The sequence below is a fragment of the Bradyrhizobium sp. ISRA464 genome (assembly GCF_029910095.1).
GTDB lineage: Bacteria > Pseudomonadota > Alphaproteobacteria > Rhizobiales > Xanthobacteraceae > Bradyrhizobium.
In genome coordinates this window covers 1,564,716-1,578,123 of the sequence record NZ_CP094526.1, presented here as the reverse complement: position 1 = coordinate 1,578,123, position 13,408 = coordinate 1,564,716, and the positions used below count along the sequence as shown (strand labels likewise).

The 13,408-nt window shown below is 65.8% G+C and carries 11 protein-coding genes; 7 read left to right on the top strand and 4 right to left on the bottom strand.

Features of this window, described 5'->3' with window-relative positions:
* The first annotated feature begins 4 nt into the window (after window positions 1-4).
* Window positions 5-1,432, top strand: a complete 1,428-nt coding sequence (locus tag MTX19_RS07405; protein WP_280983057.1) for an IS1182 family transposase — start codon at window positions 5-7, stop codon at window positions 1,430-1,432.
* Window positions 1,433-2,410: 978 nt separating this feature from the next.
* On the opposite strand, the gene ubiA is transcribed toward MTX19_RS07405, so the two are convergent.
* Window positions 2,411-3,343, bottom strand: a complete 933-nt coding sequence (ubiA, locus tag MTX19_RS07400) for a 4-hydroxybenzoate octaprenyltransferase (RefSeq protein WP_280983056.1) — start codon at window positions 3,341-3,343, stop codon at window positions 2,411-2,413.
* Between the two features lie 10 nt (window positions 3,344-3,353).
* Entirely contained in the window at window positions 3,354-4,064 is a 711-nt protein-coding gene (locus tag MTX19_RS07395) for a hypothetical protein (RefSeq protein WP_280983055.1), read from the bottom strand.
* Between the two features lie 208 nt (window positions 4,065-4,272).
* Between MTX19_RS07395 and MTX19_RS07390 the strand changes: the two genes are divergently transcribed.
* The 6 genes from MTX19_RS07390 (at window position 4,273) to MTX19_RS07365 (ending at window position 10,397) form a co-directional block, all read left to right on the top strand.
* Window positions 4,273-5,049 carry a 16S rRNA (uracil(1498)-N(3))-methyltransferase gene (locus MTX19_RS07390; protein WP_280985907.1) on the top strand — a complete coding sequence of 259 codons (777 nt, stop codon included), beginning with the start codon at window positions 4,273-4,275 and terminating at the stop codon, window positions 5,047-5,049.
* Between the two features lie 248 nt (window positions 5,050-5,297).
* The gene (locus MTX19_RS07385; RefSeq protein ID WP_280983053.1) at window positions 5,298-6,473 is read left to right on the top strand and encodes an ATP phosphoribosyltransferase regulatory subunit; all 1,176 of its coding nucleotides are present in this window, start codon (window positions 5,298-5,300) and stop codon (window positions 6,471-6,473) included.
* On the top strand, window positions 6,470-7,447 hold the full coding sequence (gene hisG / locus MTX19_RS07380; RefSeq protein ID WP_280983052.1) for an ATP phosphoribosyltransferase: 978 nt from the start codon (window positions 6,470-6,472) through the stop codon (window positions 7,445-7,447). Before MTX19_RS07385 ends, hisG begins: the two co-directional genes overlap by 4 nt.
* A gap of 80 nt (window positions 7,448-7,527) precedes the next feature.
* Window positions 7,528-8,574: a glycosyltransferase family 2 protein gene (locus tag MTX19_RS07375; protein ID WP_280983051.1), complete on the top strand. Its 1,047-nt coding sequence runs from the start codon at window positions 7,528-7,530 to the stop codon at window positions 8,572-8,574.
* Entirely contained in the window at window positions 8,571-9,413 is an 843-nt protein-coding gene (locus MTX19_RS07370) for a ChbG/HpnK family deacetylase (RefSeq protein ID WP_280983050.1), read from the top strand. The genes MTX19_RS07375 and MTX19_RS07370 overlap by 4 nt, the downstream gene beginning before the upstream one ends.
* Before the next feature lie 132 nt (window positions 9,414-9,545).
* On the top strand, window positions 9,546-10,397 hold the full coding sequence (locus MTX19_RS07365; protein ID WP_280983049.1) for a DUF2076 domain-containing protein: 852 nt from the start codon (window positions 9,546-9,548) through the stop codon (window positions 10,395-10,397).
* A 99-nt stretch (window positions 10,398-10,496) separates the two neighbouring features.
* Here MTX19_RS07365 and ltrA read toward each other — a convergent pair whose 3' ends face one another.
* Both ltrA and MTX19_RS07355 read right to left on the bottom strand, forming a co-directional pair.
* Window positions 10,497-12,110: a group II intron reverse transcriptase/maturase gene (gene ltrA / locus MTX19_RS07360; protein ID WP_280983395.1), complete on the bottom strand. Its 1,614-nt coding sequence runs from the start codon at window positions 12,108-12,110 to the stop codon at window positions 10,497-10,499.
* 238 nt (window positions 12,111-12,348) lie between these two features.
* Window positions 12,349-13,173, bottom strand: coding sequence for a L,D-transpeptidase (locus MTX19_RS07355; protein ID WP_280983047.1), 825 nt, complete (start codon window positions 13,171-13,173; stop codon window positions 12,349-12,351).
* Window positions 13,174-13,408: the final 235 nt, after the last annotated feature.

Here is a 13,408-nt window from a genome sequence, read left to right as displayed (position 1 = left end):
CAGGATGGCACACATCGTTGGCCAATCGCGCTATCAGGCGACGTTGTATCCCGAGACGTTGGACGAGGTGATCGCGGCAGACAGCGCGGTGCGCGTCATTGACGGTTTTGTGGACAGCCTGGACCTTGCCGGGCTGGGTTTCTCGAACGTTGAGGCGGAGGCGACGGGGCGGCCGCCTTACGATCCGCGCGATCTGTTGAAGCTTTATGTCTACGGGTATCTGAACCAGATGCGTTCGAGCCGGCGGCTTGAGCGTGAGGCTCGGCGCAATGTCGAAGTGTTCTGGCTGATCAACCGGGTGAGGCCGGTGTTCAAGACCATTGCGGACTTCCGCAAGGACTATCCTGAGGCGATTGCCGGGGTCTGCCGGGCCTTTATAAAGTTCTGCCGCGAGCAATCGGTGTTTGGAGGCGAAGTCCTGGCGATCGACGGGAGCAAGATTGCTGCGGCGGCGAGCCGCAAGCAGGTGATCACCAAGGCGAAGCTTGCGGAGCGGGATGCGGCGATCGAGCGCAAGATCGCCGACTACCTGACGGCGATGGATGAGGCCGACGCCGAGGAGACGCCGCTTGAGCCGACCAAGACCGACGTGGCTGCAGCCCTTGCCGCGTTGAGGGCTCAGCGGGCTGAATTGCAGCAGCAGGCCGAACAGCTGGTTCAGGAAGGGCTCAAGCAGAAGGTGCTGGGTGAGCCTGAGGCCAAGCTCATGCGCACGCCGCGCGGCCATCAGGTTGCCTACAATGCACAGATCGCGGTCGATGCCCAGCATGACATGATCGTTGCGTTCGATCTGACCAACGAGGGCAACGATCTGCAGCAACTCCACCCGATGGCCCGGCAGGGCAAGGCGGCCGTCGGCGCCGATCAGGTGAGCGTCGTTGCCGATACCGGCTATGCCAACGGCGCGCACGGCAAGCAATGTGAGCAGGACGGGATCACCGCGATCGTACCGCATGGCGAGCGGGTCAATCCGAAGGGCAAGCAATACTTCAGCCGCGATCAGTTCAGCTACGCCCGAGAGAGCGACAGCTGGGGTTGCCCTGCCGGTGAGGTCCTCCAACTCTTCAAGACCTCCCACACCAAACAGAAGAAGGAATATCGGACGCAAGCCTGCCCGGCCTGTCCGCTGAAATCGCAATGCACCGAGGCGGCGCAGCGGATCATCGTGCGCGGCTTCCATGACGATGACCGCGAGGCCATGCATCAGCGGGCGATCGCCGATCCAAGCTGGATGAGGCTCCGCCGCGAAGTCGCCGAGCATCCGTTCGCGACCATCAAATGGTTGATGGGAACCCCGCGCTTCCTCGTCCGCGGATTGCGCAAAGCCAAAGCCGAACTGGCGCTCAGCATCATCGCCTACAACCTCAAGAGACTGATTGCCATCAAGAGCGTACCCGCTCTGCTCAAGGCGCTCCGGCCCTGTCCAGCTTGAGGGTGCCCTCCTCGTTCTCAGCTCCAGGCACCGCGCCGACATTTTTGCACGGCCTGGAAAGCCAGGACCCATAACCACCACAGTTGCAGATGAACGGGATCGTGGCCCCAGCGTCGCGCAACAATCAATATTTGGGGTAATGGGTCCTGGCTTTCGCCAGGACGACGCCGTGTGTGTGTAGCGCATTCTGTGAGTCGTACATCCGCATTCTCGCGGCGCGATGCGTCCGAGGTTTGCATCTCATTTCGCCCTCTCCCTTAACAGAGGGCGCAGGGAAAGCCGGGTGCCGATCGCACCCATGGGCCCTGTGCAACAAAAAAAGCACAGGGGTAGGACCACAGGTGAAACCGGAAAACACTCCGGCTTTCCCTGCGCGATGGTTTTACGGCTTATACGTGCTCTCCCCGGCGAGACTGGGCTTTGTTGTCACCGTCATCAGCGAGAGGTCTTGCCTCTTGCTGATGAGACACCTGCCACTAGGGCGTCAGGCCTGCACGACTTCACCGTCCGCCTCATGCGCACTCGTCAGTTGCACGTGAGGCGTCCACCGCATCCCAACCCAACACTCGTGACGATCGCGAAGCGCCCCTCAGGCGGGTGAGACGGGCGGATCATAGACCGAGTTGCACTTCTGGAAAACAGAAATATTTTTGCTGCGGGGGCTTGCCACGTCGGGCAACTCAGTGATTGGCAAGTCAGGGCCGCACCGGCGGAAGGGTTCCCTCTCCCCTTGCGGGAGAGGGTTAGGGAGAGGGGTGCCACACGACGTGCCCTCTCCATATTCGTGACGGCGACACGCGAACGAAGATTGGGACGACGATATCCTCATCATCCTCATCGCTCAGCTCGGCCCGCGGCTTACCCCTCTCCCCAACCTCTAGAGCGAGCTTTGCTCGCCTCGGCCCCCACCAGGGGGAAGGAGCCTAAGTAGCGTGCTCACCTCACGTACGAAGACGTCGCGCCACGCATATCAACACGTCACGCCGCGCGCAGCACCGCATCGACGACCAGGCTCGCGAACAGGATGAGGCCGGCGTCGCGGTTGGATTTGAAGATGCGCAGGCAGAGCGCGGGGTTGCTGATGTCGAGCCGCCGGATCTGCCAGGCGAGATGCAGCGCAAAGGCCGCAAGCCCGATCCAGGCCGGCCAGTGCACGCTCGCGAGACCGAACGCCACGCCGATCAGGAGCACGGCAAGGCCGTAGAACAGCACAAGCGCGCGATGGGTGCGCGCGCCGAACAGCCGCGCGGTGGATTTGACGCCGATCAGCGCGTCGTCCTCGGCGTCCTGATGCGCGTAGATGGTGTCGTAGGCGATCACCCAGGCGATCGATCCGGCATAGAGCGCAAGCGCGGTTGCATCGATCCGCGCAAACGTCACCGCAAATCCCATCAGCGCGCCGTAGGAGAAGGCGAGGCCCAGCACGACCTGCGGCCACCAGGTGATGCGCTTCATGAAGGGATAGATCGCGACGATCAGAAGCGAGGCGATGCCGGTCAACACCGCGAAGCGGTTGAACTGCAGGAGCACCGCGAGTCCGACCAGCGCCTGCAGGATCATGAAGACCACCGCCTGCGTCACCGTCACCTGCCCGGCCGGGATCGGCCGCGACCGCGTGCGCTCGACCCTCGCATCGAGATCGCGATCGGTGATGTCGTTCCAGGTGCAGCCGGCGCCGCGCATCACGAAGGCGCCGATGAAGAACAACACGACCACGAGCGGCAATGACCTGACGTCATCCGCAACGCCGGCGGCGAGCGCCGCCGACCACCAGCACGGCATCAACAGCAGCCACGATCCGATCGGTCGGTCGAACCGGGCGAGCCGCAGATACGGCCGCGTCCATGCCGGCGCATGCGTATCGACCCAGTTGCCTGTGGAGTCGGCAACGCGGGCGCTGAGGTCGCTCATGGGCGATCGATCATCGGGTGAGAACGTTGCCGTTCAGCGTATCGAAGGTGCTGCCGCCCCGCTTGGTCGGCGTTGCCTCCGGCACCGAGGCCGAGGAGCCCAGCACGTCGCTGAGCGTCGGGCCCGCCGGTCCGCGCGCCTGCGCCTGCTGCGCAGCGTTGCAGACCTTGGTCAGAAGACCTTCGGTGTTCTTGTGGCCGGCCTTGAGCTGGTCGGCGATCTGCGACGGGATTCCGCACTTGGTGGCGTTGGTCTCGACATATTTGATCATCTTGACCTCGGCCTGACTGTAATTGCGGATCAGCTTGCAGGCCTCGTCAGGCCCGGCATGCCGATCGCTCGCCGCCTTGATCATTTTGCCGCGCTTTTCAGCTTCCTCGCGCAGCGGAACGAAGTTCTTCATACAGGCGTCGCTGGGACCACCGGCCGCGGCACCGGGCGGTGGCGGCGACGAGAGCCCGCCGCCGGCGATCGGCGCCGCACCGTTGCTCGGGAATGGCGACGGCGCCACGCCAACTCTGGCGGCCGGAACGCCGTTGACGGGCGGAAACGCGGGATCGGAGGCGGTGCCGGCACGCCCGCCATTGACCGGCGGAAACGCCGGGTCCGAGGCGGTGCCAACCTGATTAGGCAATGGGGCCGGAAAGGCGCCTTGGGCCACGGCCTGTCCTCCGCAGAGGGCGGTCGCGGCAACGGTCAGCACGATCAGGCGGCGGATCATCGAGGGCGTTTCTCCGGCAAAAGGTCCAGGCAACCCCAGCGCATCAAAACGAAGCAACGAAATTCGGGGGCGTTTTACGATTCCTGTGACGCCTTAACAACCCGTGGATTTGGGCGACAGCGCGGCGTAGGGCCGCGCCCGCTGCATTAAATTGTTCCCGGATTCTAAGCCTTTAGGCTACAAGCGCAGCCAAAGCGGACCATCAACTATGCCTGAACTCAATTTCCGCAGCCCGCGGCTGTTCGTCGACGCGCCATTGCGCGCCGGCCAGACGGTCGAATTGGACCGCAACCAGAGCAACTATCTCGGCAATGTGCTGCGGCTTGCCGCAGGCGACACGGTGCGGGTGTTCAACGGTCGCGACGGCGAATGGCGCGCCGCGATCTCCGGCCGCAAGCGGGCCGATATCTTGACGATCGACACACAGACCCGTGCGCAGGACCGCCTGCCCGACATCGCCTATGTGTTCGCCCCGCTGAAGCATGCGCGGCTCGACTACATGGTGCAGAAGGCGGTCGAGATGGGCGCCGCGCGGCTGCAGCCGGTGCTGACGCGCTTTACCCAGGTCTCGCGGGTCAATAGCGAGCGGATGCGCGCCAATGTGATCGAGGCGGCCGAGCAATGCGGGATCATCTCGCTCGCCGAGGTGGCCGATCCCGTCGCGCTCGATCGTTTCCTCGCCGGCCGCGAGCAGGCGCGCCTGCTGGTGTTTTGCGACGAGGCCGCCGAGGTGGCCGATCCCATGCGGGCGCTGCAGGCGGCAACGGCCGCAAATGGCGGGATCGACGTCCTGATCGGGCCGGAGGGCGGATTTGCCGAGGAAGAGCGCGCCGTTCTGCTGCGCCAGCCCAACATCCTCCGCCTGGCGCTCGGCCCGCGCATCCTGCGGGCGGACACCGCCGGCGTGGCGGCGCTGACTCTGGTGCAGGCGGCGCTGGGGGATTGGAAGGGAAATGGGATGCGCACTTCGTTACCGTCATCCTGAGGCTCGCTCCGCTCGCACCTCAAGGATGATGGGGCTTGCAATCCATAAATCGGTGACGGGCCGCCCCCAGCGGCATCTGCCCCTAGCCAAGCCGTCGTAAAATCGTTAACGCACCCAATCATTAAGCCGCCCATTAAGCCACTTGGCCGATCCCTGTCGAAACCTCACTTGGGCCATGGTAAGGGCTGCGCCAAACCAACCTGGAACCCCGAGCCGGAACCCAAATTCCGCACCGTTTGGACCGTAAGATGACCGAAGCTGCCGCGACACGCACGACCGGATCCGCCGCCGGATCCGCCTCCTGGGCGGATGCGCTGCTGGCCTCGTTCGCGCAGGCCGGCTATCTCCGGGCCGAGCCCGCCATCCTGCAGCCGGCCGAGCCGTTCCTCGACCTGTCCGGCGAGGACATCCGCAAGAGCCTCTATCTGACGACGGACGCGACCGGCGAGGAGCTCTGTCTGCGCCCGGACCTCACGATTCCCGTGGCGCGCGACTACCTCGCCTCCGACAGAGCCGGCCAGCCGGCGGGCTTCAGCTATCTCGGCGCCGTGTTCCGCTATCGCTGGGGCCGGCCCAGCGAGTTCCTGCAGGCCGGCATCGAATCCTTCGGCCGACAGGACCGCGCCGCGGCCGACGCCGAGATGCTGGCGCTGGCGCTGGAGGCGACCACCGCGTTCGGGCTGACCGATGTCGAGATCCGCACCGGCGACGTCGCGCTGTTCAACGCGCTGCTCGAGGCACTCGATCTTTACCCGGTGTGGCGGCGGCGGCTGATCAAGGATTTCAACCGCAAGGTCTCGCTGACCGACGACATCGAGCGCCTGACGCTCGCGACCGCGCCCGGCCGCAACGAATATGAAGGCGTGCTCGCCGCGCTCGCCGGCTCCGACCGCAAGGCGGCGCTGGCGCTGGTCACCGATCTGATGTCGATCGCCGGCACCACCAATGTCGGCGGCCGCACGGTGGCCGAGATCGCCGACCGCTTCCTCGAGCAATCGACGCTGAAGGGCGGCGCGCTGCCGCGCGATGCGGTCGATGTCATCAAGCGCTTCCTGTCGATCGCGGGCGATCCCGACGATGCCGTCGCGCAGCTGCGCGCGCTGGCCGATGACGCCAGGCTCAACCTCACCACCGCGATCGATCAGTTCGAGAGCCGCGTCGGCTTCATGGCCGCGCGCGGCATCGATACCCACAAGACGCGGTTCTCAACCTCGTTCGGCCGCGGCCTCGACTACTACACCGGCTTCGAGTTCGAGTTGCACGCCAAGGGCAATGGCGCCGAGCCGCTGATCGCCGGCGGCCGCTATGACGGGTTGATGACGCAGCTGGGTTCGGCCACCCCGATTCCCGCCGTCGGCTTCTCGGTGTGGATCGAGGCGATGACCAAGCACGGCAAGGCCGCCGCCAACGGAGGCGCCGCATGAGCACGCCCTTCGTCGTCGCCGTTCCCTCCAAGGGGCGCTTGCAGGAAAACGCGGAAGGCTTCTTCGCCCGCGCCGGGCTGAGCCTGTCGAAACCCGGCGGCGCGCGCGACTATCGCGGCACCATCGCCGGCCTCGACAATGTCGAGATCGCCTATCTCTCGGCGAGCGAGATCGCGGCCAATCTGGCGCGCGGCGCGGTGCATCTCGGCGTCACCGGAGAGGATCTGGTGCGCGAGAGCATTCCTGATGCGGACCGGCGCGTGCTGCTGATCGACGGGCTCGGCTTCGGCAGCGCCAATGTCGTGGTCGCGGTGCCGCAGGCCTGGATCGACGTTCGCACCATGGCCGATCTCGACGACGTCGCCTCCGGCTTCCGCGAGCAGCACAATCACCGCATGCGGGTGGCGACCAAATACATCAACCTGACGCGGGGCTTCTTCGCCAAGCACGGCGTCGGCGACTACCGCATCGTCGAAAGCGCCGGTGCCACCGAGGGCGCGCCCGCCGCAGGCTCTGCGGAACTGATCGTCGACATCACCACGACGGGCGCGACGCTCGCCGCCAACGGGCTGAAGGTGCTGGACGACGGCGTGATCCTGCGCAGCCAGGCCAATCTGGTCGCCTCGAAGGACGCCGACTGGTCGGACGGCGCGCGCGAGACCGCGCGCATCATCCTCGACCACATCGCCGCACGCGCCCGCGCCAACAAGTATCGCGAGGTCCGCACCCGCTTCGCCGGCTGCAACGATGCACTGCTTTCCGAGGCGCATAACCGCTTCGGCGTGGTCGCCCCGTTCGGCGGGCCGACCTCCTCCGGCATGCTCACGCTGCACTGCCCACCGGGCAAGCTCTACGCGCTCGGCAGCTTCCTGCGCGACCACGGCGCCGATACGGTGTCGGTGGTGTCGCTCGACTATGTGTTCGATCGCGAGAACCCGCTGTTCGCCAAGCTTGAGGCGTTCCTGCGACAATGAGCAGGCAAGGCTGTTCATGTTGGCGACAGCCGGACGGCGGTACCATATTCTGCTAAAGGGATATTTCTGGAACCTGATCGATGATGCTGGGCTCTGACGTCTCCGGCCTGACCACGACCGCCAAAACCGCTGCCGCGCAGGGATTGTCCATCGTCGTGCCCGCCTACAACGAGGCCGCGGGACTTGCGGCGCTGCACCAGCGGCTGATCGCGCTCGCCAGGACGCTGCGCGCCCGCTACGGCCTGGCTTGCGAAGTGGTCTATGTCGACGACGGCAGCAAGGACTCGACGCTCGCGGTCGCGCACGGATTGCCTGCCGATACGCTCGACGTGCAGGTGGTGTCGCTGTCGCGCAATTTCGGCAAGGAGGCGGCGCTGATGGCCGGCCTCGACCACGCCCGCCGCGGCGCGGTGCTGTTCATGGACGGCGACGGCCAGCATTCGCCCGATCTGGTGGAAAAGCTCGTCGCGCACTGGATCGACGACGGCTATGACGTGGTCTACACGGCGAAGGCCAATCGCGACAATGAATCGGCGGCGCGGCGGTTTGCCGTGCGCGGCTTCTACGCACTGATCAACTGGGGCGCGCGGCAGAAGATCCCGGAGGATGCCGGCGACTTCCGCCTGCTGTCGCCGCGCGCGGCCGCGGCGCTGCGGCAATTGCCGGAGCGCAACCGCTTCTTCAAGGGCCTGGCGAGCTGGATCGGCTTTAAGCAGATCCGCGTCGACTACGAGCCGGCGCCGCGCGCGCATGGCGTCACCACGTTCAACGCCGGCCGGCTGATCGGCCTGTCGATCGAGGGCCTGACCTCGTTCTCGGTGGCGCCGCTGCGCTTCGCAAGCCTGCTCGGCGCGCTGCTCGCCTTCGGCGCGTTCCTGTTCGGCTTGTCGATCGTGTGGGAGGTGTGGACCACCGGCAAGCAGGTGCCCGGCTATCCCTCGCTGGTGGTCGGCCTGATGACGATCGGCGGCGTGCAGCTGATCATGATCGGCATCGTCGGCGAATATATCGGCAAGATCCTCTCCGAGCTGAAGGCGCGGCCGATCTACTTCGTCGCCGAGCACACCGAGAAGCACCCCGACGGCACGGCGGCCGATAGTGCCACAACGCGGACCGCCGCCGAATGAGCGATGCTCCACTGCGTCGTGTCTGGCTGTGTGCCGACGATTACGGACTGAGCGACGGCGTCAACCGCGCGATCCGCGAGCTGATCGAGCGCGGCCGGCTCAATGCGACGTCGGTGATGATGGTGACGCCCGCGATCGGCCGCGACGCCGCGGCCGCGCTGCAGGCCTCCGTGACGAAGAGCCCGCGCTGCGCGATCGGCCTGCACGTGACGCTGACCGCGCCGTTCCGGCCGCTGACGCTGCATTTTCGCCCGCTCGACGGCGACATGTTCCTGCCCTTCCCGAAGCTGTTTCGCGGCGGGCTGTTGCGACGGCTCGATGCCGAGCTGATCCACGCCGAAGTGCTGGCGCAGCTCGATGCCTTCCGCGAGCTGTTCGGCCGCGCGCCCGACTTCGTCGATGGCCATCAGCACGCGCAGCTGTTCCCGCAGGTGCGCGACGGATTCTTGCGCGCGGTGAGGGAGCGCGCCCCCGACGCCTGGGTGCGCCAGGGCGGACGCAACGGCCCGCTCGCGCAGCGGCTCGCCGCGCCGAAAGCGCTGGTGCTCGATATGCTCAGCGCGCAGTTCCGCAGCAAGGCGGCGAAACTCGGCCTGCGCTTCAATCCGGCCTTCGACGGCGCCTATGATTTTGCGCGCGCGCCGGACTTCGGCACACTGATGCGCGGCTTCCTCGACGGCATGCCGGAGGACGGCCTCGTGATGTGCCATCCCGGCTTCGTCGACGAGACGCTGAAAGGCCTCGATCCGCTGACCACGCAGCGCGAGAAGGAACACGCCTATCTCGCCGGCGACGCTTTCCCTGACCTGCTCGCCCTGAACAAAGTTACACTGGCCTGACGTGGCTCAGGACAACGGGCCGGTCCCTTTTGTCGCATACGTAAATTTAATCCGCGCCCCCACTCCTTGCGCCACAAAACCCGCCTACATCACGGGCGCGCTTCGAAGTCTTTCGACGCGATGGAGAACGCCATGACACCGCAAGAACGCCAACTGATCGACGACCTCTTCGACCGGCTCGCCAAGCTGGAGAATGCCCCACGCGACAACGAAGCCATGTCCGCGATCATGCAGGGACTGCGCAACGCGCCGAACGCGGTCTACGCGCTGGTGCAGACGGCGCTGGTGCAGGACGAGGCGCTGAAGCGTGCCCACGATCGCATCCAGGAACTGGAGGCCGCGGTCGGTCAGCAGCAGGGCGGCCAGCAGCAATCCGGCGGCTTCCTCGATTCGATGCGCGACGCGATCTTCGGACAGAACCAGCCGCAGGGCTCGGTGCCGCCGGTGCGCGCCCCCGACATGGGCAGCCGGGATCCGGGCAGCCGCCCGGTCTGGAACTCGGGTCAGGCGATGCGTGAGGCGCAGGCGGGCGGCGGCTACGGCCAGCCTCAACCCTACGGCCAGTCGCAACCCTATGGACAGCCCTATGGCGCGCCGCAGCAGCCGGCGTTCGGCGGTGGCGGCTCGTTCCTCGGCACCGCGGCCGCAGCCGCGGCCGGCGTGGTCGGCGGCTCGCTGTTGATGAGCAGCATCCGCGGCTTGATGGGCGGCCACCAGGCCTTTGCCGACGCGGGCGGCCTCGGCAGCGGCGCGCGCCCGTGGGGCGGCGACCAGTCGTCGAGCGATCTCGCGCGCGACGCCGGGATCAACGACATCGGCTCGTCCGGCCGCGACAATGACAACTCGCGCGCCGGCCTGTTCGACCAGGCGTCGAACAACAATAACGACGACGACAACTACGCCGACAATGATCACGACTCCGACGGCGACGATGATGACGGCGGGTTCGACGACGGCGGCGACAACGGCAGCGACTACGCCTGATCGATATCGATCTTTTGAAATCGGGATAGGGGGACGCCTCGCGACGTCGCCCCTCCCACACCACCGGACATACGGGTCCGTATCCGGCGGTTCGGCGGATTATGCGGGTCGCTGTGTCGCGACAGAAGCCAAGCCGAGTGAGGCGAAGAAGCCGTTTGGCAGAGCGATGGTGAGTGCGGGGCTGTTCGCGAGCCGCCAGGGGCCATGTGGGTTGCCGACGGTTTGTGCCGCCAGATCCCGGCCGACGCCGCGGCGTCGCAGCTCGGCGAAGCGAGTGCTTCCACGCTTCCATTGCTTCCAGGCGATGGCGCGCAACCGCCGCCTGGTCCACTCATCAAGTGTCCGCAACACCGACGGCGTTTGACAGAAGCCAAAGTAGCCGCGCCATCCCTTGAGATAGACGGACAGCTCCTTGGCGGTCTGTGCCAGGCTTCGGCCGCACGTGCGTCGCGTCAGTTCCCGAACTCTCGCCTTGAAGCGGGCGAGCGCCTGCGGCGCGATGCGCCGCCGCGGTTCTGTCCCGCCGGTGAAGCTGAAGCCCAGGAATTTACGAACACTCGGTCTGGCAACCGCGCTCTTGGCCTTGTTGACCTTAAGCTTGAGGCGCTTTTCGAGGAACTTCTCGATGCCCGCCAGCGCCCGCTCACCCGCCCGATGACTGCGCACATAAATGTTGCAGTCATCGGCGTAGCGCACGAAGCGGTGGCCGCGCTTCTCCAATTCCTTGTCCAGCACATCCAGCATCAGATTCGACAACAGCGGCGAGAGCGGGCCGCCCTGCGGCGTGCCCTCTTCCGTCGGACTGACCAGCCCTCCCTCCAGAACGCCCGCGGTCAGAAAGCCGCGGATCAACTTCAGGAGGCGCTTGTCAGTGACCCGCTTGGCAACCAGCCCCATCAGGATGTCGTGGTTGACCCGGTCGAAGAACTTTTCCAGATCGATGTCCACGACGACGGCGTGCCCGGACGCAATGTAGATCTGCGCCCGTTCCACCGCCTGATGCGCCGAGCGGGTCGGCCGGAAGCCGAAGCTCGCCTCGGAGAACGTTCCGTCCCAATCTGCCTGCAACACCTGCATCACCGCTTGCTGGACAAAGCGGTCGAGTACCGTCGGGATGCCGAGCGGCCGCAGGCCGCCCGATGCCTTCGGTATCTCCACCCGCCTCACCGGCTGTGGCTTGTAGGTGCCGTCAAGCAACTGGGCGCGGATCGTGAGCCAGTGCTCCTTCAGGTGGGTCGGCAGCTCGCCGACGGTCATCCCGTCGACGCCCGCCGCCCCCTTGTTGCGCTTCACTTGCGCCAACGCTTTCTTCAGATTCTCACGCTCGACCACTGCTTCCATCGACGGCCCTGCGACCGCCGGGCGTTCAAGACTAGCCTTCGTCGCGCTTGCTTCGGTCTCTCGGGCGGCGGCGCTCGGGGCTTCACCCTCCGCTCCGGTGCCCGAGTTCAGCTCGATCTGATTCTTCTGCCGCATGGCTCGCGCGAGATGGACCGCTCTACTAACCACTTCCACCGTTCGGGCCTTCGGCGGCGCGCTGCCGCCTACTATGCCCTCGGCTGACTTCTGCGCTGCGGTCAGGCCACCTTGCGACGGCCTCAGTCCCGTTGCCGGGACACAGCGCAGACCTCCCGAGGTAAGACCAACCGCCTTCGCCGCACGCCCGCCGGATTTACCACCCCGACCCTTGATGACCATGGACTTCGCGATCACGTGCTCGCTCGTCCGGGCCGGGTAGGCCTCGTTATCCGGTTCTTGTCCATCAGGCCGCGGTTTTGCTCCACGCTTTCTTCAGACGCCTCCTCGCGGTCACGCCCTTGCGCTTCGCTAATCCTTCGCCGTCATCAGGCTGGATAGAGGACTTCCACCTCCAAGCTGTCGTTCATACTCGGCACACACGAAAAACGGCCGCTCCCGTCGAGCGGCCGTTTTGTTTTTGCGAGGATCGCGATCACATCACGACGACCTTGGCGCCGACATTGACGCGGCCATAGAGGTCGATCACGTCCTCGTTGCGCATCCGGATGCAGCCTGAGGACACGTTGGTGCCGATGGTCCAGGGCTCGTTGGAGCCGTGGATGCGGTAGAGCGAGGAGCCCAGATACATCGCGCGCGCGCCGAGCGGATTCTCCGGCCCGCCCTCCATGTGCCGCGGCAGGTCGGGACGGCGCGCCAGCATTTCGGCAGGCGGAGTCCAATCCGGCCATTCGCGCTTGGCCGAGATGGTCTTGACGCCGGCCCAGGTGAAGCCGGGGCGACCGACGCCGATGCCATAGCGCAGCGCCTTGCCGTCGCCCTGCACCAGATAGAGGAACTTGTTCGGCGTATCGACGACGATGGTGCCGGCGCGTTCGGTGCCGTGATAGTCGACCAGCTGCTTCTCGTATTTCGGATCGAACGGACGCAGCCGCGGATCGCCTGCGGCTTCCTGCTGCTGGTAGGTCATCTGCTGCTGCGGATCCATCGGCGGCAGCGGCTGGCGGTTGCCGTAATAGGCCGGCTGCTGCTGATGGACGGGCTGCTGCTGATACACCTGCTCCTGGTAGGACTGCGCCGCCGGGCCGTCGCCGAACAGGAATTCGATGAAGCCGCCGCCCAGATTGGAGCGCTGCGGCTGCACGTAAGCGGTGCGCATCTGCGGCTGCGGCGCCGGCCGGTTGGCGTAGATCACTGTGGGCTCGGGGAACGGCGCCGCGTCGATCGCCATGGCCTGATGCGGAGCTGCAATGAGCGAAGAGGCGCCGGCAAGCAGCGCGAGACTGGTTTTCTTGAACATCGACGTACTCTGTACTGTTTCGTCGTGACGTGTTGCACGAGGGCGCCAGGGACATGCGCCGCTGCACGTGGTCAATGAGCAATGAAAACCGCATCGGTTTGGTAAACGCGGCGGGCTTTTCGATTCACCACGTCGTCACGCGCACGCGGTTTTGTCCGGTAGCGTTTATTTTGGGTGAATGCGCAAGCCGCATGGTTAACCGGCGGTTTGAGCGCGCGACGCGACGCACGCGGCA